The sequence below is a fragment of the Streptomyces albidochromogenes genome, assembly GCF_005981925.1.
In the GTDB taxonomy this organism is placed as follows: Bacteria; Actinomycetota; Actinomycetes; order Streptomycetales; family Streptomycetaceae; genus Streptomyces; species Streptomyces albidochromogenes.
Genome location: NZ_VBVX01000017.1, coordinates 18,832 through 41,427, shown reverse-complemented (window position 1 = coordinate 41,427; position 22,596 = coordinate 18,832). Strand labels below are relative to the sequence as shown.

The window sequence follows — 22,596 nt, the reverse complement described above, 5'->3', positions numbered from 1 at the left end:
GCTCGGTCGTACGAGGCGTGGGGAGGGCGGGGAGGACCGGTGGACCGGCCGCCGGAGGCCCGTTCCACGTCCACGGAGGGACACCGGCGCCACTGGTTCGGGGCATGCGTGAAGTGCCTTTCGGATCGGTGGGCGAAAGCACCTGCGGGTGATCGGGCGGATGCGGCTTGCGGGAGGTGACCGCGGGAGCGTCGTAAGCGGGCGTGGGCACGACCCGGTTGCCGGTGCGGGCACGAACCGGTTGCCGGTGCACGTACCGGCGGCGTCGGCGGCGGGGCCGGCGGGCCTGCCGGCTTCCGTCAGCGCCAGCGGCCGACTTCGACGTTCTCCAGGACACCCAGCGCGTCGGGCACCAGGATGGCGGCCGAGTAGTACGCCGTGACCAGGTAGCGGATGATCGCCTGCTCGTCGATGCCCATGAACCGCACCGACAGGCTCGGCTCGATCTCGTCCGGGACGCCCGACTGCCGCAGCCCGATCACGCCCTGGTCGTCCTCGCCCGTGCGCATGCACAGAATCGAGGTCGTGCGGGCTTCGCTGACAGGGATCTTTCCGCACGGGTAGATCGGCACACCACGCCAGGACGGGATGCGGTGGCCCCCCACGTCGACCGGCTCCAGGAGCAGACCGCGCTTGCTGCACTCGCGGCCGAACGCGGCGATGGCCCGGGGGTGGGCGAGGAAGAACTTGTTGCCGCGTCGCATGGAGAGCAGTTCGTCCATGTCGTCGGGGCTGGGCACCCCGTCGTGGGGTTGGATGCGCTGCGCGTAGTCGCAATTGCTGAGCAGGCCGAACTCCCGGTTATTGACGAGTTCGTACTCCTGGCGCTCGCGCAGCACCTCGAGGGTGAGGCGGAGCTGCTGCTCGGTCTGGTTCATCGGATCGTTGTAGAGATCGGCAACGCGGCTGTGGACCTTCAGGACGGTCTGCGCGATGGAGAGCTCGTACTCTCGCGGCTCCGGCTCGTAGTCGACGAATGTGTGCGGAACGACCGGTTCGCCCACGTGTCCGGCCGCGAGGTCGATGGCCGCCTCGCCGTGCCGGTTGGTGCGCCGGCGTGGGAGTGCCGCGACCGCGCGCAGGTGGCCGCTGAGCGACTGGCTGCGGGCGGCGAGGTCGTCGACGTCACTCCTGGGCAGCACCAGTACCGTGCTGGCGGTGGTGGCGCGGAACGTGCACTCCCAGGCAGCGTCCGATTCGGTCAGGCAACGGTCACCGAAGTAGGCGCCGTCGGCCAGGAAACCCAGTACGGCGTCTGTGCCGTACGGTCCGCTGCCCACCTTGTCCACGCGCCCGTGGGCCAGCAGGAAGATCCGGTCCTGGGGTTCGCCGGCCCGGGCCAGCACGGTGCCGGGCGCACAGTCGATCTGCTCGCAGCGGCCCGCCAGTTCACCGAGCACCGCGTCGTCGTCGTAGTTCCTGAGCGCCGGCAGTTCGCCCAGCTCGGCCGGGACGACCGAGACTCGCCCGCCGGTCTGCACGAACGTCACCCGTCCGTCCCCCACGGCATGACTCAGCCGCCGGTTCACCCGGTAGGTGCCGGCCTGCACGTCCACCCAAGGGAGCATCCGCAGCAGCCACCGCGAGGAGGTCTCCTGGATCTGCGGTACGGACTTGGCGGTCGTCGCCAGGTTCCGCGCGGCAGCCGTCGCGAGGCTCTGCTGCTTGGACGCCTGTGCCGGTACGGCATCGCGGTCGGCTTCAACGGTCATGTGTGATCCTCTGCTCACCTGCGGGTCCTAGTTACACTCCCTCCGCACCACTTCGTTTGTCATCACACGAAAGAAGGTGAATGCCCCTTTCCTGCTCGGGGTAGCGACCCCGCCGTGTCGTTTCTTCGCACGCACGTGCAAGTGCCGGGAGCCTTCGGATCGCTGACGCCGGACACGCGACGTGACGCTCGGCCCTCAGCCGTCCTCCGAGTCGTTCATGAGCATGAGCAGCCCTTCGATCCGCATGCCCAGGCGGTACTCCTCGGCGATGCGCCACTGCATGTGGAGTACTGGTGTCCCGTACTTCAGAGCCGTCACCGGGAGACATCGCGATATGTCCCCGTAGCTCATGCGGGCAGCAGCGGATCGTGGGAGCGGACCAGTTCGAGGAGCCGGTCATGGCGGCTGACGACGTGCGTCATCTCGTACACCGCCAGGTAGCGCAGACACAGGGTCATGATGTCGTCAGCAGCGGTGTCGCGGAATGCGTCGGGTTCGGTGCCGTCGTCGAACGGCTTCAGGGCAGCTCACTGCTGCTTGCCGTCGCCTTCGTACTGGCCGTACACAGGGACCAGCCCGGGGGCTGTCTCCCAGCCGGGCCGGTGGTCCAAAGGATTTCCCACTACCCGAACCGGCTTCCGTTGGCCAGGTGCTGAAGGAGTCTGCGGGCGAGGCCTTCGCCCGCGCGAAGACTCCCAGCGGGATGAGAACGACCGAATCCCGGCCGTCGAGGCGTCGCGCGGAGCACGTCATGGAGTTGCTGTTGACGATTTCGAGCGTGCCCGGAGACAGGAAGACGGGCAGAAACGCCGTCGCGAGGACGGCACCTCCCACCCAGTGCATGGCGTGCACGGTTGTCAGTCCGCCGAGCAGGCCCGCTGCGACGGCACCGATGGCGAGTGCGCCGGTGAGCAGGCCGCCCGGAATCCGCCCATGGACGCGCACGGGCTGCACTTCTGCCGCAGCACGAGCCAAACGGCGCTTGCCATTCTGTACCGCCGGTTCGACCTCGCCGCGCCGGACGACCTGCGTGCCCGGCCCGCTCTCGACATGCTCGTCGCCGCATTCAAGTGCGCACTGGACGACTGGGCGCCGAGGCTCCCGCCCAGACACCCGCCCCGCGTCAGAAGCGCGGCCGGCCATGTGAATCGCAGCCCTCAGGCTGTCGGTGGTCGCCCGCTGCTGCGGCCCGCGCGCCGCTGCCGCTGAGGCGGACCGGCCTTGGCCGGCGCGCCTCAGCGGATCGGGGCGGTGCCCCGGCGGTCGATCAGAAGTGCGGGTCGAGCAGCGAGCCGAAGGTGTAAGTGCCCGACGGCTGGCCGAAGCCCGGGCTGATGAGGTACGCCGTCGCCGAACCGGGCTTGGACAGGCTGGACGTCTGCTCGTAGTAGCCGTTGTGGGGGACGATGCAGTCCCTCCACGTGTAGGTGCCCGTGGCCAGGTAGATGTCGCGGGTCGGCGTGCGGTTGCTCCCGAAGATCTGGGTCCATGTGTAGGTGCCGCTGGCCAGATACATGCTCCTGGTGGTGCACGCGTTCACGTTTGCCCCACTCGGTTCGCCGTTCAGCCACACACTCCGCGTGTTGTACGCCGTGTCGGCCGCGCTCGCCGGGCTCCCCGTGAGCGTCACGAGCGCCGTCGCCGCGGCGGCCGCGGCGGCGAACTTGCTGATCTTTCCAGCCATGCGATGTCTCCCCTGATGAATGGTGCCCATGGGCACTCACACCATGAGTAGCCGTCGGTCACCCTGCTCAGGCGCGGCGACCGGCCTCCCCAACTCACGCTGTGGCGCTGTCTCCAGCGGAGACAGTAGGCCCGAGGAGCATGCGGTGATGTTGATGGCGTGCAGGGTTTCTGTGCTTTGCGTGCCGTGGGGCGGCCGGGGAGAGCGCACCGTGTTCGGTAGGGGTGATTCGCCGGCAGCGTCTTCGGGAAGTCCGCGAGGGAACGCTTCCCCGCGGACGGATTCCTGCGCAGCACCACAAACCGGGCAGGCGCGCTGCTCACCGATGAGGGCGCAGCAGCGTAGCAAGCAGGGGGACACTGGATGGACTACGGTCGGATCCCGCACGGTTCCATCTTTCCCAGGGGAGCAGGCCACCGTTCACACCGCGTAGCGCCGACGCCCGGATCGCCCACCCGGGAGGGCGGGAGCCGCACGACCCGAAAGGCAATCGACCGGGGCCGGTGGCTGCGGGCAAGGTATGCATACCGGTTCACCGCGACCGGGAACCGGTTCCGACCGGCAGACACGACCTTCTGGGGGCACATCACCATGGACACGCACACCGACCGTTACGCCGACACCGTCACCCGCTACCTGGAGGCCTGGAACACCGACGGCGCCGAGGCTCGCGCCAAGGCCGTCGCCGCGGTCTGGACGCCGGACGGCACCTACACCGACCCAGTCTCCGACGCCGCCGGCCACGACGCGATCGCGGCGGTGATCACAGGGACGCACGAGCAGTTCCCGGGGTTCGTCTTCCGGCTGGCAGGGAGCGTCGACGGACACCACGACACCGCGCGCTTCTCCTGGGAGCTGGTGAACCAGGCCGACGGGTCGGCGCCGATCGCCGGGTCCGATGTGATCACGCTCGACGGTGAGGGCCGGATCCGCGCGGTGTTCGGCTTCTTCGACCGACTGCCCCCAGCAGCCTGATCGCCGCCGACGCGTCCCGCCGCTCCCGGTGTCCGACAGGGGCACCAGGAGCCGGCGGCCCACAGGCTGCTTCAACCTGGTGCGATGAGCCGACATGGACATCGCCCCGGACGTCAAGCAGGCGCTCCTCTCTTCCGGCGCGGGTCGAGGATCAGTGGTTCCCCCGCAACTCCCGTGTTATGCCCTGGCCCTGAGGGCCGACGACCAGTTCGGTGGCCTGGTACGACTGCGCGACAAGGACGGTGACGGAACGGCCGACCTCTATGTGAGCGCCGTCGGCATTCTGCGGTGCCTGGCTCACCCAGCGGCATCACCACCGCGGGCGCCACGGAGTACGGCCCGGCGCCCATCGACAGCATCTTTGAATAACTTCCTAGAGGGACGCTCCCGAAGGAGGCGCACCAATGCAGGCAGTACATCCGGCCGGCCGGAGCGGAGCCGCGTGGGCGCTGCTGGCAGCGACTGCCGTTGTGGCGTGCTCTGCGTGCACCACGACGGGCAGTGACGGCGAGTCCGCGTCGTCCTGTGCGTTCCTGGTCGAGTACGAGAACCGTACGTACTCGGACGTGGCCAACGTCAATTTCACGGTGGGGGCAAAGATCGGAACCGCTACCCTGCCCCCGTGCGACGACACCCCGAACGACAATGACGATGGCAGGACAACTCCTGCCTCGACGACCGCCTATGCGGTCAAAGGGCTGGACCCCAGCATCGCCATCACCGTGGACGACGCGCCCAGCGATGTCCTCCTCGTCTCCATCAAACGCGGCGAAGAGCTTCCTCCTGAGGTCAAGAAACTGATTGACGGCTCGTGATACCCGTGCGCGGCGCCGCCGAAGCCCGGGATGCCCAGGAATCTCGTACCGATTCTGGGGCGGGCACTGTCTGCGGCAGCCATGTGCGGGGATGTGCCGGGGCCCTTGCAGGTTGCGGCTGCCGTCCGGTGCCGCCCCTCCTGAGCTGCCTGGCCGAACCCGTCACGTCCAACGGTGCACAACCGTTCCCACATGGGCTCGCAAAGGCCAGGCGGGCGGGGGGCTTCAGCGTAACGGGCGTACTACGGCCTCAGGCACAGAGCGGGCCGGGCGGTGTGTGGCCGGGCACACCGTACGCAGAGCGACACCCGTGAGATGAACACCCCCACGGTCGCCGGACCGGAACTCAAGCCGCCGCGGTGCGGAACGTGCTGGGGCTCAGGCCCTTGTGCCGTTTGAACGCCGCACTGAAGCCGAAAGCGTCCGCATAGCCGACGGATCTTCCGATCTGGGCGATGCTGAGGTCGCTGTCGGTCAGAAGCGCCTCGGCCTCGTCCATTCGGCATTCCGTGAGGTAGGCGAGGGGCGGACGGCCCATCAGCTGGGTGAAGCGCTTGGCGAACAGCGCCCGGGAGACGCCGGCCCGCGTGGCCAGCGACGCCACCGTCCATGCCTCGGCGGGCCGGTCGTGGAAAGCCTGTAGGGCGGGGGCGAGGACCGGGTCGGCGAGGCCCCGGTACCAGCTGGGCGCGTCGGCGCCGGCCCGGTCGAACCAGCTGCGCAACGTGCACACCAGGGCCCAGTCGAGGAGCCGGTCCATCAGCGCCTGCGAACCGGCCGAGAGACGGGCGGCGTCGGCGGCGGCCGTCTCCAGCCAGGCACAGACCTCGGCGTCCTCCTTGACCACCAGGACGGGCGGCAGAGCACGCAGGAGCCGCTCGTGGCGGTGGCCCGAGGCGCGGTAGGCGCCCACGATCAGCGCGGTCGCCTCCTGCGAGTCGGTGCCCCAGTGGATACCGCCGAGTTCCTGGGCGGTGCACTCGGCGTCCGTGGTGAAGCAGGCGATCTCGTACGCCGCATGGGACTTGTGGACAGTGGTGGGATGGTCCGCGAGGTGGAACGGCGCGGGGCCGCGCACGATGGCCGTGTCGCCCGCGCCGACCGCCCGCTCGGTGCCGTCGGGCAACAGCAGGGTGCCCCCGCCGCGCAGCACGCTGATCATGATGAGCGGTGCGTCGTCGGCGAAGCGGATGGTCCAGGGCGCCGTCAGTACGGCGTGACTGACGACCGAGCCCTCGGCCCGGATACCGCTCAGGAGCGAACTCAAAGGATCCACGGAACGCATCGTAGACGATCTCCTATGTTTCAGAGCGTTTCTCCCATGGATCATCCAAGTCACGGTGGCTGTAATGGATTTATCGCATCGACCGAGACCAGCCAGGAGACACCGTGACGCAGCACGACAGCCATGCCAGGACAGCCCTCGTGGTCGTCGCACACCACCGCGCCGATTCCCTCACCGCGCACACGGCCCGCCGTGCTGCCGGCCGGCTCGAAGCCGCCGGATACCGCATCGACCTGCTCGACCTGCACGCCGAGGGGTTCGACCCGCGGATGAACACGTCGGACCAGCCGGAGTGGGGCAACAGGGAGAAGGCGTACTCGGACGAAGCGCACGCCCATATGCAGCGCATCCTCGACGCCGATGTCGTGGTCGCCGTCTTCCCGGTGTACTGGCAGAGCGTGCCCGCCATCCTCAAGGGCTGGATCGACCGCGTATGGAACTACGGGTTCGCCTACGGCCGCAGTAAGCCCCGCCTCGCCGGCAAGCGCATGCTGTGGCTGGGACTGGCCGGCGCCACTGCCGGCGATCCCGTCGTGGAGGGGATGCAAACCGTCCTCGAGACCAACCTGAGCGAAGGCATCGCCTACTACTGCGGCTTCTCCCAGTCCACCGTCGGCCTGCTCACCAACGCGGAGGAGCGCCCGCAGCGCGTCGACGCCGACGGCAACCTCCTGGTCGGCGAAGCGGTCACGGGTGCTGAGCGAGAGGCGCAGTACGCCGATCTCGACCGTCGTGCACGTGAGTTCGTGGAAGGCTTCGTCGCCGAGGAACTTGTGGCGGCCTGACCGCCGGGGGCACGGCGGCCCCGTACGCACCCCGGTCCCCCGGTCCCGTATCCGTGTGGCGGTTGTCCCTCGCCGTGGGAGGCGCGCGTCAGGGGCGCAGGCCAGTGTGGGCGAGGGCGACCGCGCTGAGGGTGGTGATGACCTCTGGGTCGCCCCGGCGCCAGGCGTCGGCGAATCCGCCGGGCGGGGCGGGCAGCTCGACGAGGGCGGCCGGGGGGCCGGTGAGGGCGCGCAGGGCGAGCAGGTCGGCGCCGCCCGGCGCGTCGGCGAGGCGGCGGACGATCATGCTGCGGCGAATCCAGAGCAGGCGCGGGGGGAGCCACAGAGCCAGGATGAGGAGCACGGGGATGACGACGAGAGCCGTGGTCGTCACGTCGGCGACCTGGGTGACGGATTCCTGGAGCGAGGCGCCGGCGTCCGCGAAGCCGGAACTGGCGTCGGCTGCGGATTGGAGCGGCTTCTTCAGGGCGTCGCCGATGAGCGGTACGTCCGACGCCGCGTCCCCGGCGTTGCCGAGTTCCTCGGCGAGGCCGTCTCCGGAGCTCTCGACCTTCCGCCCCGGCTCGGCCAGCAGCATGATCATGTCTCGGACGAAGAACGCCGCCCACACCGTGAGGGCGATCAGCGTCACGGCGATCAGGTCCACGAGCAACTGGCGGTTCCGGCGTGCGGGAGTCTGGGCGTAGAGGCGCAACGGCGGGCTCCTGTTCTGTTCAGGGCGTCGAGGAGGATCGGCCGTCCCGCCAGGACTCGGCCGGACGGTCGTCGGGGTCAACTCTTCCACCGCGCTCCCCGGACAAACGTGCAAGACGCGGACCGTGGCCGGCCCGGCGCCACGGCAGCCGCGGCGCACCGTGGTGTTGCCGTGCTGTTGCCGTGGTGGACGAACATCGCCCGTCCTGGTCCGTGATCAACACTCGGTATGTCGTCTGAGGCGGGAGGCTGTCGGCCCCGAATCCCTGCATCGCGCGCCTCCCCCACTGGTACTGGACAGACGACCGTTTCGCCTTCGCTTGCATGGGCTTCCAGTTCGACGACCGGCCGGCTCTGCCACCCGCGCTCACTTCCGCCCTCGGCAGGCGCCCGGCCATCGCATCCGGATCCTGTGCGGAAAGATACGAGACGGCCAGGAGGGCTCGCCGGACCCGGATAAGCCCCCCTTGCGCTCCCGTCCGTAAACGAGCCACCGCGCGGGAGCGCCCGCCCGAAGCGCATCTCCGCCTGCCCGGAGCAGATTTGTCGGCGCGTCAGGACACCGACAGCGATCACCCCTTAGGGAACAAACACTCGACGCGCGGGCAACTGGCCTGCGACGATGGCACCATGACGCAGATCATCAAGGGGGGCAATCTGCCCATGTCCGGCGAGCCCGTGCGGGTCGCGGTAGTTCGTCGAACGGCCGGGCCCGGTGTGCCCGTCCTCGACCCAGCGGCACTGCTGCTGGACGACAGTGGGCAGGTAAGGGGCCGGAGCGACCTCATCTTCTACAACCAGCGCTCGCACGCCACCAGCGCCGTACAGCTTCTGGGCAACGCCCAGGGTGAGGACGGGCGGCTGGCCGACTGGTTGGAGATCGACCCGGGCCGGGTCGAGCCGGAGGTGGAGCGGATCATCATCGCGGCCTCGGCCGAGGGCGGAACCTTCGGGGACGTACCGGGGCTGTACGTGGAGGTGGTCAGCGCGGTGTCGGGTGAGCGGATGGCCGTCTACTCGGTGGACGGCGACGACGCCTCGACCGAAACCGCTTACGTGCTCGGTGAGTTCTACCGAAGGAACGGAGGCTGGAAGTTCCGCGCGGTCGGGCAGGGGTACGACTCCGGGCTTCCGGGGCTGGCCACGGACTACGGGTTCACGGTCGAGGAGGAAGAGCCCGAGGCCGAGCCGGCCATCGCGTCACCCGCACCTGCGCAGACGGAGGCTCCCCCGCCCGCCCCGCCGCTTCCGGCCACGGGGCTTCCGGAGGCAGCCGCGTCGCCGCAGGTACCCGACGTACATGATGAGGCAGCCGCTCAGGCTCCCGCCGTGCCCGCCGGCATTCCCGTTTCCAAGACCGGCGCCCCTCTGCTGGGCACCATCACCACACGGCTGAACCACCTTCCGACCGACTTCGGGCCGGACTTCCCCGTCTTCTCGCAGGAGGGCAAGGGGGAGGACATCGTCCGGGTGGAGGCCCCCATACCGGCCGGGTTCGCGGTGGTCGACGTGGCCAGGGTGGGGGAAAGCCTTATCGAGATCACGGCGCTGAACCACCGCAACAAGGAGAGGTCCCCGTCGGTCATCCGCAGCTGGATGGAGGACTTCAACGGGCGCGGAATCGTGGACCACGACGGAAACGGACCGCTGCGACTGCGTGTGAAGGCGCAGGGCGAGTGGAAGATCACCGTGAGCCCCCTCTCGGTGCTACGAGACCTCTCCGAGCGCGTCGAGGGCGTCGGCCCGGATGTCCTGGCGTACGCCGGCCCCGCCGTGGACCTCGCCATCAGGCACCGCAACAGCAGAGACGATGCCTGGTTCCAGCTCGAGGCCCTCAGGCGCAGCGCCTCGCGCCGCCGCCTGTACACGGGGTACAAGTCGGGGCGGAGCACGGTCGCGCTGACGCGAGGGGCGCGACTGCTGATCATCACGTGCGACAGCCCCTGGACCATCACGCCCCGCGAGGTCACTCCGCACCACAACCGCAAGGAGGGCGAGATCCCGCCTTTCTGGAAGCGCCTGCGCTGACCGACACGGGCAGGCGCGGGGCGCGTGGCCGGCAGTGGGGGGCGGCCGCGATCGGGCACGTGCGACGTGGACCGTCGACGGCGACGGCCCGGGGCGAGCGGACGTGCCCACGCAGGTGAACGCGCACCGTCCGGCGGCCGGACCAGGTGCCCCTGTCCATGAGGGCGGTGGCCCTGGTCGCCCTCCGCTCGCTCGCCGCCGGGTGCCTCTTCTCCGAGGCCGAGGACATGGGGTGTCGCCTGGGGCACCCCCGCGGACCGCGAGGCCGACCAGGAGGGCAACGGCGCCTGGCTGTCCGGCGACGCCTCGGCCCGCGGTCGTTTCGACGCGGTGCGCGGGTACGACGCTGCCGCGCGCTCGGGCCGGCCGCCCGGGCTCGCGGCGCACTTCCTCCGCTGCCGACATCGCGCATGGGACGCTGCCGGCCGGCGAAGGTGGCCGACGGGTCCCGCGCCGCGCGCGCGGGACCGCAGGACGATCGCGCCCGGCTCGTCCTTCCGTGCGGCGGCCGAGTTACGGGTCAGCCCGGCCAGAGCTCCGAGACGGGAAGCACTGACCAGTCCCAGGCGCCGTTGTCGTCCGTGTCGGCGAGGAGCACCAGGTCCTCCTCGCTCACGCGGGCTCGCCCGCGGGCCACGGCGAGCTTGGCCAGGTAGGCGAGGTGGAAGTCCTCGGGGAGGTCTCTGCCGCCCTGGGTGGCCCGGTGAACCAGGACCACGGTGTCGTCCGAGCCGACGCGGGCCGCGACGAGCTCCTCGGCCGAGGTGCTGAGATAGGTGATGGCGTCGGAACGGATCAAACGGCTTTTCTCCGGCTCGCTATGACTTGGACTCAGTACCCAGACGTCGGCCATGGCCCCCTCCAGAGGGTCAGCGGTGATCACTGAGACCATCCTTGCGCAAAGGCCCGGCGGGTGGCCAGGATGATCCAGTCGAGTGCTTCTGGATCCCGCTGGGGCCGCGCACATTCTCCAAGCCGGCCGGGGCGCCTAACGGGGGTGTCAGTCCGACTGGAGTGCTAGGGGCCGTTCGGCCGTCTGATCCAGCCCAAGGACCGTTCGACGGCTCGTTGCCAGTTCTCGTACTCCGACGCCCGCCGCGTGGGGTCCATGTCCGGCAGCCATTGGGCCGCCCGGTGCCAGTTGCCGCGCAGCACTTCCAAGTCCGCCCAGTAGCCGGCGGCCAGCCCGGCGGCGTAGGCGGCGCCCAGGGACACGGTCTCGGCCGCCATGGGCCGCACCACCGGCACGTCGAGGACGTCGGCCAGGATCTGCATGAGGAGGTTGTCGGACGTCATGCCACCGTCGACCTTCAGCTCTCTCAGGGTGAGCGAGGAGTCGGCGTTCATGGCGTCGACGACCTCCTTCGTCTGCCAGCCGGTGGATTCCAGCGCCGCCCTGGCCAGGTGCCCCTTGGTGATGTACGAGGTCAGGCCGACGATGACGCCGCGTGCGTCGCTGCGCCAGTGGGGCGCGAAGAGACCGGAGAACGCCGGGACGATGTAGCAGCCGCCGTTGTCCTCGACGGTCCGCGCCAGGGTCTCGATGCCCGGTGCGCTGGTGATGAGTTCCAGCCGGTCACGGAACCACTGGACCAGGGCGCCGGTGACGGCGATCGGGCCTTCCAGCGCGTAGACAGCGGGCTGCTCGTCGATCTTGTAGGCGACGGTGGTGAGCAGTCCGTTGCTGGACCGGACGACGTCGGTGCCGGTGTTGAGCAGCAGGAAGCTGCCGGTTCCGTAGGTGCACTTCGCCTCGCCCGGGGAGAAGCAGGTCTGACCGAAGAGGGCGGCCTGCTGATCGCCGAGCGCGGCCGTGATGGGCCTGCCGGGGAGCACCGAGCGGTCGTCGCCGTACCACTCCGCCGAGGACCGGATCTCGGGAAGGATCGCGTGCGGTATCCCGAAGAACCCCAGCAGTTCCTCGTCCCATGCGAGCGTGCCCATGTTCATGAGCATCGTGCGGCTGGCGTTGGTCACGTCGGTGATGTGGCGGCCTCCCGCCGTCCCTCCGGTGAGGTTCCAGATCAGCCAGGACTCCATCGTGCCGAACAGGACATCGCCGTTCGCGGCCCGCTGTGCCAGACCGGGCACGTGGTCGAAGAGCCAGCGGATCCGTGGTGCGGAGAAGTAGGTCGAAGGCGCCAGGCCGCAGCGTTCCAGGAAGAACGCGTCGCCCGGGTCGCCGCGCAGGTCTTCGACGAGCGGGGCGGTGCGGGTGTCCTGCCAGACGATCGCCCTGCTCAGCGGGGTGCCGGTCCGCCGGTCCCAGAGGACGGTCGTCTCGCGTTGGTTCGCGATGCCGAGGGCGGAGACGGCCTCGGCGGAGACGCCGTCGCCCGCGCCGGAGAGGGCCTCGGGCACGATGCGCCGCAGATTGCGCCAGATCTCCAGGGCGTCGTGCTCGACCCAGCCGGGTTTCGGGAAGAACTGCTGGTGCTCGCGCTGGGCCACGGACACCAATCGCCCGCGGTGGTCGAACAGGATGCACCGGGTGGAGGTGGTGCCCTGGTCGATGGACATCACATACCGTTCGACCATGATCCGGACCGCCTTTCCGATGCGTGGAGATGCGAGCGTGGAGATGCGCTGCACGAGGGGCCTACCAGCGGGCGGCCCCCAGGTTTCGTGAGATCGCCCGGGCGGCCTCGCGCAGCACGGTGAGCAGTTTGAGTTCCGGCCGGCCCCTGACGTCACAGATCCGCTCGACCGGGCCGGACAGGCCGATGGCGCCCACCACGAGGCCCCCGTGCCCCCTGATGGGCGCGGCGACGCCGGCTTCCCCCATACTCATCTCCTGCACTTCGGAGCCCCAGCCGTTCTCCCGGATCTCGGCGAGGGCGCGGGTCAGCTCGTCCGCGTGGGCCATGGTGTGCCGGGTGTACGCCTCCAGCCCGGCGTCGACCGCCGAATCGAGGTTCGCGGTGCCGAACGCCAGCAGCACCTTTCCGAGCGACGAGGCGTGCAAGGGCAGCAGGGCGCCCACGTCCAAGGTCTGGAGGGTGTCGTCCGGCCGGAAGACGTGGTGGATGACGAGCACTCTGCCCTCCAGGGGAGTGCCGAGGCGGACCGCTTCACCGCTGCGGGCGGCCAGGGCGTCGGCCCAGTTGATCGAGCGTGATCGCAGTTCGTTCACATCGAGGTAGCTGGTGCCGAGGTGCAGGAGGGCCGCCCCGAGCTGGTACTTCCCGGTCGCCGCGTCCTGCTCGACGAAATCCACGAGCTGGAGGGTGCGCAGAATGCCGTGGGTCGTCCCCTTCGCCAGCCCCAGCGAGGCGGCCACCTCCCCGAGCCCGAGCCGCTGAGGGCCCGCGGCGAGCAGGCGGAGAATCGCCGCCGCCCGTTCGATGGACTGGACGGGACCGGCCATACCGCGATTCTAGATCCGCCTTCCCCGTCCCACATCGGCCATGACGCGGCGATTCCTCCCGATCTCGACTTGCGTTCGGTAATGCCGACCGACGTTTATTGACCGGACTTTTATCACCTCATAGCGTGCGTGACGTCGACACCCCGTCGGCACCGTTCGTCAAGGAGGGCAGATGGCCGCCCCGCTCAACATCGTCGGCCCCGGGACAGTCGCTCGCCCCGGCCCCGACGTTGTCGATCATGTCTGCCCCGTGCCCCACACCCCGGGGGCCGTGCCCGCCGTCCGCGGGCGGGTCCGCGACCTGCTCGCCGAGTGGGGCCTGTCTCCCGACGCCGTCATGGACGCACTCGTGGTGGTCTCGGAGCTCCTGACCAATGCCCTGGTCCACGCCCTGCCACCGGCGACACTGCGGTTGTCGCGGGTCCGCGTCGACGGACACGGGGCCCTGCGCGTGGAAGTGACCGACGCGGGACCCGTCCTCGCCGGCGACGGATGGGAAGCGCCGGACCCGGACGAGCACGGCCGCGGCATCGACATCGTCACCGCGTTGGCCGCCCGCTGCGGCGTACGTGTGGGGACCGAGGGGATCACACGCTGGGCCGACCTCGCCGCGGCCTAGCTCCTAGCACGTGCCTCTTGAAGGGGTTGGCAGCTGAGCGGACGTGTCGGTCCGATCAGTGATCACCGATGCGATGTGGGACCCGTCGGGCCGCTGATGCCGGCGGATCCGGTTCGCGGGCGGCGATGGGCCGACCGCTCGGGCACGCGGGAGGGGTGTCGCGGTGGGGCAGGACGACCCGCCGGACGGATGGAGCGGGCAGGAGGGACAGTTGGGACCGGCCTCCCGGCCCACAGAAGGGCGTCAGGGGTTCGGTCGCATGTCTCCGTCGTACGTGGCGCGGTAGTCCGGTACGACGATCCGGCTCGTCGGGGACTCGTGGTGGACCTGGGCGGTGAACGCCTCCAGGTCCATCGCCGGGTCGCGGCGCGGGGGCTCGCTCAGCGGCTCCTCGAAGTTGTCCCAGTGGACGGGCACGACGACGCCGGGCCGGCCCAGTGCCCGCAACAGCCGGGGTACGTAACGGGACGTGGAGGCGCTGGACGGTACCGCGACCATCGCGAGATCGGGGCTCAGACCCTGCACGGACCGCTCGGAGAAGTCACTGGCGCCCATCAGGAACGCCGAGGGCCCGCCGCTCCCGGCCGTCACCTGGAAAGCGAGCGTGTCGCCCTCCGGCAGGTCGGAGATGGTCCTCGGGGCAGCCGCGGGCGGCGCGCTCAGCGTGCCCGGAGCGAAATAGGAGTGCCGCTTGTTGCGGCTGTGCAGGCTGGGCACGACCTCCACGGTGATCCCGCCGAAGTCCAGCACCTCGCCGCCCTTCACCACCGAGATCTGTCCCGGGTCGACACCGAACGCGACCAGCAGATGGAAAGTGGTCTCCGTGCCGACGACCAGGGCGCCGGTGGACTTGGCGATGTGGGGGACATCGGCGACGTGGTCCCAGTGGGAGTGGCTGACCAGGACGATCTCGGGGTGGCCGATGTGCTCCCGTACCAGCCCGGGATCGGACCTCAGCTTCGTACCCGGCGTGAAGCCCCCGTCGAACAGACCGGTCTTGAACCGGGTGAGGTACGGATCGAAGAGCACCGTCCGGCCGTCCACGTCGATGCGCCAGCCGGAGGTGCCCAGCCAGCGGAAGGACGCCGAACCAGCCGCCGGGGTCCTACGAGGCGCCGCCGCGGAGACGGCGGTCGCGGCGGGAAGCAGCGGGGCGGCCGCGCGGAGTGCGGCGCCACGCAGCACCGTACGTCGGCCGAAGCTCTGGACGCGCCGCTTCGGGCGCTGTGCGTCTGTGTCGTCGCTCATGGCGTCAGGAGATCAGGACTCAGCCCTCGCCGTCCAAGATCAAAACTTTGGAGTCCTCATATGCGGAACCATATGAGTGCACGTCAGAGCCCCTTACTGCGGAGAAAATCGACGGCGATCCGGGCCGTGGCACCGATCGCGGCATCCACCACCGGCCGCGAGGCGGCCAGATCCCTCGTACGGGCGAAGACGGAGACCGCGTAGCGGCCGCCGTCGGGATACCGGACGACCCCCGCCTCCATGTGCAGCCCGGGCAGAGTTCCGGTCTTCGCCGCGACCGTCGCCTCATCGGGGAACCCCGACACCAGCCGGTGCCGGAATGCCTGACGTGCCATCAGGTCACGTACCCAGGCGCACGCCTCGGGCGGGCCCGCCTCGTCGCGCCAGACGAGACGCAACAACCGGGTGATCTCACGGGGCGTGCTGGCGTTGGTCCGCAGTGGATCCAGCACGCTCAGCCGTCTCTTGCGATCGTCCGGCAGAGCCGGGTAACGGAGGGCGAACTCCGCCTCGTCGCGGGCGCCGACCTCGGCGAGCATCGCATCCAGTACGTCACGGGGACCGCCCACGATCCGGGTCCCGGCAAGCCCGAGTTCCCCGGCGAGAAGCCGCACCGTGTCCAGGCCGACCCGTGCCAGCAGCAGATCCGCCGCCGAATTGTCGCTCACCGAGACCGCGAAGAACGCCAGATCGCGCAGCGACAGCTCGACGTCGTCCGCACAGCCTGCCGTGCCCCAGCCTCCGAGCCGGTCGGCCGCCGTCACCCGCACCCGCTCCCGGGGGTCGAGCTGGCCGGCAGCCACCTGCCGGGCGAACTCCAGGACCAGCAGCACCTTGAAGACCGAGGCGATCACGACCGGCTCGTCCGCGCCGACCGCCACCTCCTCGGCGCCCGGCTCCGTGCCGACAGGGACAGCATGCAGCGACCCCTCGGCCCCAGCCCCCGCGAAGACCTCGCGGATCCGTTCCTCGACCATCGGTTCGCCCCTCACGTAAGGTCCATGGCTGTGGATCTCTTGCGCCACCTGCGTATCTTCGTCGCCGTCGCCGACAAGCTGCACTTCAGCCGGGCCGCCGAGCAGCTTGGCATGGCCCAGCCACCCCTCAGCCAGGCGGTACGCAGACTGGAGAGGGACCTCGGTGCCGAACTGTTCGACCGATCGCACCGCCAGGTCCGGCTGACCGCCGCCGGCATGGTGCTGCTGGACGAGGCACGCGAACTCCTGGCCCGCGAGCAGCGGTTACGGACGCTGGCCCGCCGCGCCGGGGACGGCGGCCTGGGCACCCTGCGCGCGGGCGTGCCCCCCGACACCACGGTCGCCATGCTCTCCGCGCTGCTCTCGGCCTGCGCGGAGCACTCCCCTGGTCTGTCCGTCGATCTCCAGGAGATCACCACTGAGGAACAGGTGCGGTTGCTCGCCTCCGGTGGGCTCGACGTCGGCCTCGTCCACCAGCCCGTGGACGCCACCGAACTCCGCCTCGGCCCGGAGGTGTGCGTGGAGCTCGGCGTCGTTCTTCCCCGCACCTCACCGCTGGCGCGGTTCCCCGAGGTCGCGCTCGCCGAACTGTCCGGCCACGACCTGGTGCTCTTCCCCCGTGCCCAGGCCCCCGGCTGGTACGACCGGATCCTCGACACCTGCCGCGCCGAGGGCTTCGTGCCCGGCCGCCTCCGGCACGCCTCCAACCCCGAGTTCGTGCTGGCCCTCGTCCACGCGGGCCACGGCATCGCCTTCGACCAGGGGGCGGTGGCGCGCAAGGAGCCCCGCGTCGTCTGGCGGCCGTTGGCCGGCCGCCCCCTCACCCGGCGGACCACCGGGGCCTGGCCCGCCGGCCGGTCCGCCCACCCGGCCGCCCCTCGTTTCGCAGAGCTCGCGGCCGGCGTGCTCGCGCGCGACCGTACGGCAGCCGCTCTGCGCCGCGACGACGGCCCGCGCCCGCCCGACGGGCCGCCCCGCCCGTGGTCGGTGGTGTACGACGAGTCGAGCTGACACCGCGCCGACCGGCTGCCCGCGCGGACAGGCCGGGGCCCTCTGGGTGCACAGACTCATGCGCCGGCCCCGCTCCCTGCGGACACCCCTGCGTGAGTCCGGTGCAGGGTCGGGACCTCGACCTCGTCCAGCAGCGCGAGCGAAGTCCGCGGGGGTGATCCGGCTGTCGGCGGCGGCGGGGGCGAGCACGTACCCGCCCGAGGACTCGCCCTGGTGGTCGAAGTCCCCCGCAGGGCACAGCACTACCCACGCGAGAACACTGGGACGAACTGATCGACGCGCAGGAGGCGAGCCTTTCGGTGAGCGGCTGACCTTGATCGGTCCAGGAGACAGGCGCCGGATAAGGTCATGGACCACGCCTTCACGAGGCCGATTGACACCCTGGGGGTACAAGGCATGCCTACGCCTGAGCAGATCTGGGCGGACGCCGATCTCCCCACCCGTCGGCTCGCCGGGCTGGCTCTCAACCCGTCCGTGCCGGAGAGCGTCCTCCTGCGGCTGCTCTCCGACGCTCCGCTTGCCGCACGGATGGTGCTGTGCCGGGACCGGATCCTGCCCGACGCCGTCGTCGACGCGGTGATCGAGCACCCCGACACCCACACCCGCAGCTTCTTCGCCCGCAACCCCCATGTCGATCCGGCCCAGCGCGTTCGACTGGTGGATGACCCCGAGTGGTTCGTCCGCGCCCACCTGGCCGCGGGACCGCGGGTGGCCGGCCTCGCCCGGCCCAGGCCCCTTCCCGACGAGGCCGTCGTCCACATGATCAGCACGTACGACGACGGACTCCTGGACGGTCCCTTCTACCAGCAGATCTCCACCAGGCTGCGCCGATCCATGCCCACCCATCCGATCGCGAAGGTTCGCCGCTGGGGGGTCAACGACTGGGCATCCCTGTCCGCGGACGTACGGGCCGCCCTCCTGACAGACCCCGACGACCAGGTCCGGGAGACGGCTCAGCAGCATGCGCGCCTTCAGGATCCGGCATGGGTGGAGAATGCGCTCCCCGACCGGCCGTGCCACGCCCGCACCGACCTGCTGCTCCACCGCGCCCTCAGCGGAGCTGTGGTGGAAGGCGTCCTCGCCAGCCCCACCGGCAAAGAGGACAGGACGATGATCGCCGCCAACCCCACCCTCCCTGCCGACACGGTGGTCCTCCTGGCCGCCGACCCGGATCCGGAGGTACGGGGCCGGATCGCGCAACGCCCGGACCTCGGACACGCCGAGCGCCGCGCACTCGTCGCCGATCCGGACCCGGACGTGCGCACGCAGGTCGCGTACCGCGCGGACCTGGGACCGGCCGAGCGCCGCACGCTCATGACGGACCCCCATCCCGACGTCCGGCTGGCCGTGTCCGTCCACCCCGCACTGAGCGAGGCGGAACGGGCCCGGATCGACTACCAGGTCCCCATGGACCACCACTTCGGGTTCCACCCCGCGTACGAGGTACCCCGGGATCCCGAAGCCGTCCGCCGAAAAGCGCTCTCCAGCCATCCACTGCTGCGCCGGGAGGCAGCCGTGGACCATCTGCTGCCCCCGGACCTCGTCGCACGCCTGGCCGCCGACGACGACCTCGGCGTACGCGTCCTGCTGGCCCAGAACCATCCAGACGCCCCCGCGCCACTTCTGCTGCGCAGCTTCCTCGAGTACACCGGACCCGAGCGCGGCCACCTCACCACCCGGCCGAACTTCCCGGCCAACGGGCTGGCCGCCTTCGCCGGCCACGAGGACCCCCAGGTCCGGGCCCTGGCCGCACGCGGCCCCGAAACCGAGCCGGCAGCCGTGGAGCGGCTCACCCACGACCCGGACCATGGCGTGCGGGCTGCGGCGACGCGCCACCCGAATCTTCCGCGGTCCAGGCTGGCCGTACTCCTCGACGACGAGGAGTTGGCCCACGACGCGGCTGCGAACGCGGCGCTGGACTCGGACACGATCCGCCGACTGCTGCAGACGGACGGCCGACCGGCAGGGCCGCCGGAGTAGAGGAACTCACGCTGGGGCTTGTGCCGCAACAGCGAGGAGGCATATTGCGCCCCGGTCGGGTCGGCCGGATCGCCCTGGTCCGTTACTTCGAGCAGGGATCCGTCTTCCGTGGGGCCGTTCCGGCGCCCTGCGCGCCCTCTGCCGCTACGACGGCCAGGGGCGCTACGTCATTGACTCGGACCACGGGGAGCTCTGCGTCCGGGAGAAGGCGGCCGACCACGGCGAGTAGACACTGTCTACCCGTCCTGGTAGACAGTGTCCATGAACGAGCCGAACACGGGGCTGCGGTCTCGGCTGGTCGATGTCGGGGTCGAGTTGGTGGCGACGGAGGGCGTGCAGGCGCTCTCCCTGCGGGAGATCGCTCGGCGGGCGGGTGTGTCGCACGGGGCGCCGCGCCGCTACTTCCCGACGCACCTGGAGCTGTTGTCGGCCATCGCGCGCCGGGGGTTCGAGGAGTTGGCGGGTCGGGGGGCAGCGGCGCTCGGGGACGGTACGGCGAGCCCGCGCGAACAGATCGCGACGCTGGGGCGCGTGTATCTCGACTTCGCGCTCACCCACCGGGGCATGCACGAGTTGATGTTCCGTCACGATCTGCTGCGAAGCGACCGACTGGGCTTGCGCGATGCCAGTCTGCCGGTCTTCTCCCTGCTGGTGGATCTCGTCGGACGGACCCGTCCCGACGCCGACGCCCGGCTCGTCGCGGGCGCCTTGCTGGCGAACCTGTACGGCATCGCGCAGCTGTGGACGTGGGGCAGCCTCCAACTCACCACGGGCGCCGACAGTGTCGTCCCCTTGCTCGACGCCGTACTGGAGGCACATCTGGGCAGGGAGTGGTGAGGACGGCGTCCACGGCGGAGGCCGGTGTCGACCGGGGCAGGCCGATGCCCGCGCGGCACCGCCGTCTCACGCTCGCCAACAGTGTGCTCGGTGCCGTGATCGTCGCCCTAGACGGGACGGTACTGATGATCGCCCAGCCCACCCTGCGGCGTGATCTCGACGCTTCCCTCACCGAGGTCCAGTGGACCAGTACCGGCTATCTCGTCGCGGTGGCGGGGCTGTTGGTGTTCGCGGGGCGGATCGGCGACCGGTTCGGTCATCGACGAGTGTTCGCCTGGGGGCTGCTGGGGTTCGGTGCGGCCTCGGCGGGGATCGGGTTCGCACCCGAAGTGGGCTGGGTGATCGGGCTGCGGGTCGTCCAGGGCGTCTTCGGCGCGCTGTTGCAGCCCGCCACGATGGGGATGCTGCGGGCCGCGTTCCCGCCCGACCGGCTGGGGATGCCCATAGCGCTGCGGACCAGCGCCATCGGCGTCGCCGCCGCGGCCGGTCCGCTGGTCGGCGGTGTGCTCGTCGCCCAGTTGGGCTGGCGGGCGGTGTTCTTCCTCAACGTCCCGCCGGCGCTGGTGATGGGTCTCCTGGCGCTGGCGGTGCGTCCCCCGGAGACGGAGCGGACGAGGCGGGGGCCCGCGCCCCGGCTCGATCTGCCCGGCGCCGCGCTGCTCGCCGTCACCCTGGCGGCTTTCGTGCACACGCTGGTCGGGGTGCCGTCGGACGGCTGGACGGTGACCGGGGCAGTCGGCCTGCTGATCGCGGCCGTCACGGCCGCCGCCCTCGTCCGCCATGAACGGCGTACCCCCGACCCATTGTTGCCGCCGGCCTTGCTCGGTTCGGCGACCGTGAGTGCGGGGCTCGGGATACTGGTGGCCGCGTCGGCGGCGATGCTCGGCGCGCTGTTCGTGTGCAGCTTCGTCCTGCAGGACGTCCTCGGCATGGACCCGCTGCGGACCAGTGTCGTCGCGCTGCCCGGCGGCGTGATGATGGTGCTCGGTGCCCCGCTGTCGGCCGTACTGCTGCGCCGATGGGGCGCCCGCCCCACCGCCCTCGCGGGGACGGTACTGCTCACCACCGGGGTCCTGGTGCTGTCCCGGATCGGCCCCGGGTCGTCGACGGTGCTGATCGGCGGTGGGTTCCTGCTGCTGGGAGCCGGTTTCGGCGCGCTGATGGTCACCGCGACCGCAGTCGTCGTACGGCAGGTGCCGCCGGAGTCGGCCGGGGTGGCGGGCGGGCTCCAGCAGACCGCGATGAACATCGGCCCGGCCCTGGGGGTGGCAGCCGCGACGACGCTGATGCCCCTCGGCACGGGCCCCGCGCTGCTGGTCCTGGCCGGTGCAGCCGCGCTCGGCGCTCCTCTTGCTGTACGACTGCCCCGACTCGCCCGGCCCCCCGAGCGGTGCAGCGCGATCAGTACGGAACGACGACAACGGGACGGATGAACGCGGGCCGTGACCCGGGCCACCGGAGACGAACCACCGTGGCCGAGACGTCGGGCCGCGCGACGAGGACCGGGCGGTCCACCACCTGTGCGACCGAGGGCGTACCGCGCCCATGCGGGTGTGCGGCCGAGCTCGTTGATCCGTTCCGTGGTGAAGGGATGCAGCCCTTGCCCGCGGTTCACCTGCCGGCGGTGCGGGCCGGGTAGCACCTGGTGCCGGCGGGTCCCGCTGACGGAGTGGCAGTCGCTGTGCGCGGTCGCCGCAGACCGGACCTGGACCGGAGCCGGGGCAGACCGTCGCTCCGCGGCGGAAAGCCGCGCCAACCGGTTCATCAGCGTTGTCTTCTCAACGGTCGAACCCCCGTTTCGCCACGGTGGACAGGACCGCCCGGCTCGCCTTGCGGGAGCGGATCTGCGCGTCGAGCGCGGCCACATGCGCGTCGGCGACCTCGGCGACCGTGGTACGGCCGCTCAGGACACGGCACACCTCGCCAGGCCCGAGGTGTGCCTCGGCGCGACATCCCGTGAGTTCTCCAGCCCCGACAACCCGACGGCGATCAGGTGCGGGGCTCCAGCACCTCCACGGCACCGGTCTGGGTGTCGTAGCTGCGCAGGGTGGTGAGCCGGGCCGACAGCGGCGGCGCCGGCAGCAGTTCGGGGATCCGCCGGCCGGCGAAGGCACCGGCCCTCCGGGTCCGGCCGAGAGTGATGTGCGGGCTCCAGCGCCCAGGTTCGTGGAAGGGGTTGAGGGTCTCGGGCGGGCTGTCCGAGGCCACCGCCTCCCACACCCGGCGGTGCAAGCCGGCCAGCGCGAGGTCGCAGTCCAGCGCCCAGGCCAGCACCGAGGTGGGCCGCTCGAAACGGACGACGCCGGTGAAGCGCACCGGCAGCGGCAGGGCGGCAGCCACCTCGGCGAGCTCCCAGCGAATCGGGGCGGTCAGCTCCGGGCAGGCGGCCAGGGTGAGATGCGGGCTGTTGGTGGGTGAGCGGTGGCGCGCCTGACTGGGCAGCCCCGCGTCCGCCAGCCGCCGCCATGCCTCCCGGACCGCGAGCTGTGCCGTGTCATCCAACAGGAGCTCGACCGTGCGCACCGCCGTAGCCTACCGGCGATCGCCTGCGGTGCCGCCGCCCATCGGCCTGGCCGTCAG

The 22,596-nt window shown here is 70.7% G+C and carries 21 protein-coding genes and 1 pseudogene; 9 read left to right on the top strand and 13 right to left on the bottom strand.

Features of this window, described 5'->3' with window-relative positions; translation table 11 throughout:
- Window positions 1–299: 299 nt before the first annotated feature.
- From E2E34_RS04355 to E2E34_RS04350, 3 genes are all read right to left on the bottom strand, one after another.
- A complete protein-coding gene (locus E2E34_RS04355) occupies window positions 300–1,712 on the bottom strand; it encodes a family 2B encapsulin nanocompartment shell protein (protein ID WP_138900563.1) in 1,413 nt (470 codons plus the stop codon).
- 195 nt (window positions 1,713–1,907) lie between these two features.
- Complete coding sequence (locus E2E34_RS36955; protein ID WP_279637872.1) at window positions 1,908–2,030, bottom strand: hypothetical protein; 123 nt, start codon at window positions 2,028–2,030, stop codon at window positions 1,908–1,910.
- 949 nt (window positions 2,031–2,979) lie between these two features.
- Window positions 2,980–3,396, bottom strand: coding sequence for a hypothetical protein (locus E2E34_RS04350; RefSeq protein WP_138900562.1), 417 nt, complete (start codon window positions 3,394–3,396; stop codon window positions 2,980–2,982).
- A 591-nt stretch (window positions 3,397–3,987) separates the two neighbouring features.
- On the opposite strand from E2E34_RS04350, the gene E2E34_RS04340 reads away from it, so the two are divergent.
- Complete coding sequence (locus tag E2E34_RS04340) at window positions 3,988–4,371, top strand: nuclear transport factor 2 family protein (protein ID WP_138900560.1); 384 nt, start codon at window positions 3,988–3,990, stop codon at window positions 4,369–4,371.
- A gap of 151 nt (window positions 4,372–4,522) precedes the next feature.
- Here the strand turns inward: E2E34_RS04340 and E2E34_RS35275 are convergent, their stop codons facing one another.
- Window positions 4,523–4,672, bottom strand: a complete 150-nt coding sequence (locus tag E2E34_RS35275) for a hypothetical protein (protein WP_167518207.1) — start codon at window positions 4,670–4,672, stop codon at window positions 4,523–4,525.
- 103 nt (window positions 4,673–4,775) lie between these two features.
- Between E2E34_RS35275 and E2E34_RS04335 the strand changes: the two genes are divergently transcribed.
- Window positions 4,776–5,186 (top strand): DUF6281 family protein, encoded by a 411-nt coding sequence (locus E2E34_RS04335; protein WP_244315509.1) that lies wholly within the window; start codon window positions 4,776–4,778, stop codon window positions 5,184–5,186.
- A 346-nt stretch (window positions 5,187–5,532) separates the two neighbouring features.
- Here the strand turns inward: E2E34_RS04335 and E2E34_RS04330 are convergent, their stop codons facing one another.
- Window positions 5,533–6,462 (bottom strand): AraC family transcriptional regulator, encoded by a 930-nt coding sequence (locus E2E34_RS04330; RefSeq protein WP_425573412.1) that lies wholly within the window; start codon window positions 6,460–6,462, stop codon window positions 5,533–5,535.
- A gap of 113 nt (window positions 6,463–6,575) precedes the next feature.
- Here E2E34_RS04330 and E2E34_RS04325 point away from each other — a divergent pair, with 113 nt between their 5' ends.
- Window positions 6,576–7,256 carry an NAD(P)H oxidoreductase gene (locus tag E2E34_RS04325; protein WP_167518206.1) on the top strand — a complete coding sequence of 227 codons (681 nt, stop codon included), beginning with the start codon at window positions 6,576–6,578 and terminating at the stop codon, window positions 7,254–7,256.
- Between the two features lie 88 nt (window positions 7,257–7,344).
- On the opposite strand, the gene E2E34_RS04320 is transcribed toward E2E34_RS04325, so the two are convergent.
- Entirely contained in the window at window positions 7,345–7,950 is a 606-nt protein-coding gene (locus tag E2E34_RS04320) for a hypothetical protein (RefSeq protein WP_138900557.1), read from the bottom strand.
- A 629-nt stretch (window positions 7,951–8,579) separates the two neighbouring features.
- On the opposite strand from E2E34_RS04320, the gene E2E34_RS04315 reads away from it, so the two are divergent.
- The gene (locus E2E34_RS04315; protein ID WP_167518205.1) at window positions 8,580–9,977 is read left to right on the top strand and encodes a TerD family protein; all 1,398 of its coding nucleotides are present in this window, start codon (window positions 8,580–8,582) and stop codon (window positions 9,975–9,977) included.
- Window positions 9,978–10,497: 520 nt separating this feature from the next.
- Here E2E34_RS04315 and E2E34_RS04310 read toward each other — a convergent pair.
- The 3 genes from E2E34_RS04310 to E2E34_RS04300 form a co-directional block, all read right to left on the bottom strand.
- Window positions 10,498–10,776, bottom strand: coding sequence for a hypothetical protein (locus E2E34_RS04310; protein ID WP_138900555.1), 279 nt, complete (start codon window positions 10,774–10,776; stop codon window positions 10,498–10,500).
- A gap of 218 nt (window positions 10,777–10,994) precedes the next feature.
- On the bottom strand, window positions 10,995–12,515 hold the full coding sequence (gene glpK / locus E2E34_RS04305) for a glycerol kinase GlpK (protein WP_138900554.1): 1,521 nt from the start codon (window positions 12,513–12,515) through the stop codon (window positions 10,995–10,997).
- A gap of 61 nt (window positions 12,516–12,576) precedes the next feature.
- Window positions 12,577–13,344 carry an IclR family transcriptional regulator gene (locus E2E34_RS04300; protein WP_138900553.1) on the bottom strand — a complete coding sequence of 256 codons (768 nt, stop codon included), beginning with the start codon at window positions 13,342–13,344 and terminating at the stop codon, window positions 12,577–12,579.
- Window positions 13,345–13,516: 172 nt separating this feature from the next.
- Between E2E34_RS04300 and E2E34_RS04295 the strand changes: the two genes are divergently transcribed.
- Window positions 13,517–13,963 (top strand): ATP-binding protein, encoded by a 447-nt coding sequence (locus E2E34_RS04295; protein ID WP_138900552.1) that lies wholly within the window; start codon window positions 13,517–13,519, stop codon window positions 13,961–13,963.
- A 243-nt stretch (window positions 13,964–14,206) separates the two neighbouring features.
- Here E2E34_RS04295 and E2E34_RS04290 read toward each other — a convergent pair whose 3' ends face one another.
- The gene (locus E2E34_RS04290) at window positions 14,207–15,211 is read right to left on the bottom strand and encodes an MBL fold metallo-hydrolase (RefSeq protein WP_138900551.1); all 1,005 of its coding nucleotides are present in this window, start codon (window positions 15,209–15,211) and stop codon (window positions 14,207–14,209) included.
- Between the two features lie 83 nt (window positions 15,212–15,294).
- Window positions 15,295–16,188 (bottom strand): serine hydrolase, encoded by an 894-nt coding sequence (locus E2E34_RS04285; protein WP_138900550.1) that lies wholly within the window; start codon window positions 16,186–16,188, stop codon window positions 15,295–15,297.
- 24 nt (window positions 16,189–16,212) lie between these two features.
- On the opposite strand from E2E34_RS04285, the gene E2E34_RS04280 reads away from it, so the two are divergent.
- From E2E34_RS04280 to E2E34_RS04265, 4 genes are all read left to right on the top strand, one after another.
- Window positions 16,213–17,199 carry a LysR family transcriptional regulator gene (locus E2E34_RS04280; protein WP_138900549.1) on the top strand — a complete coding sequence of 329 codons (987 nt, stop codon included), beginning with the start codon at window positions 16,213–16,215 and terminating at the stop codon, window positions 17,197–17,199.
- 396 nt (window positions 17,200–17,595) lie between these two features.
- On the top strand, window positions 17,596–19,179 hold the full coding sequence (locus E2E34_RS04275; protein ID WP_138900548.1) for a hypothetical protein: 1,584 nt from the start codon (window positions 17,596–17,598) through the stop codon (window positions 19,177–19,179).
- A 261-nt stretch (window positions 19,180–19,440) separates the two neighbouring features.
- Window positions 19,441–20,016: a TetR/AcrR family transcriptional regulator gene (locus E2E34_RS04270; protein WP_138900547.1), complete on the top strand. Its 576-nt coding sequence runs from the start codon at window positions 19,441–19,443 to the stop codon at window positions 20,014–20,016.
- 44 nt (window positions 20,017–20,060) lie between these two features.
- Window positions 20,061–21,449 (top strand): MFS transporter, encoded by a 1,389-nt coding sequence (locus tag E2E34_RS04265; protein ID WP_167518209.1) that lies wholly within the window; start codon window positions 20,061–20,063, stop codon window positions 21,447–21,449.
- A gap of 293 nt (window positions 21,450–21,742) precedes the next feature.
- Here E2E34_RS04265 and E2E34_RS04260 read toward each other — a convergent pair.
- A pseudogene (locus E2E34_RS04260) lies at window positions 21,743–21,950 on the bottom strand (MerR family transcriptional regulator); the annotation flags it as partial.
- A gap of 55 nt (window positions 21,951–22,005) precedes the next feature.
- Window positions 22,006–22,539, bottom strand: a complete 534-nt coding sequence (locus E2E34_RS04255; RefSeq protein ID WP_138900546.1) for a 2'-5' RNA ligase family protein — start codon at window positions 22,537–22,539, stop codon at window positions 22,006–22,008.
- Window positions 22,540–22,596: the final 57 nt, after the last annotated feature.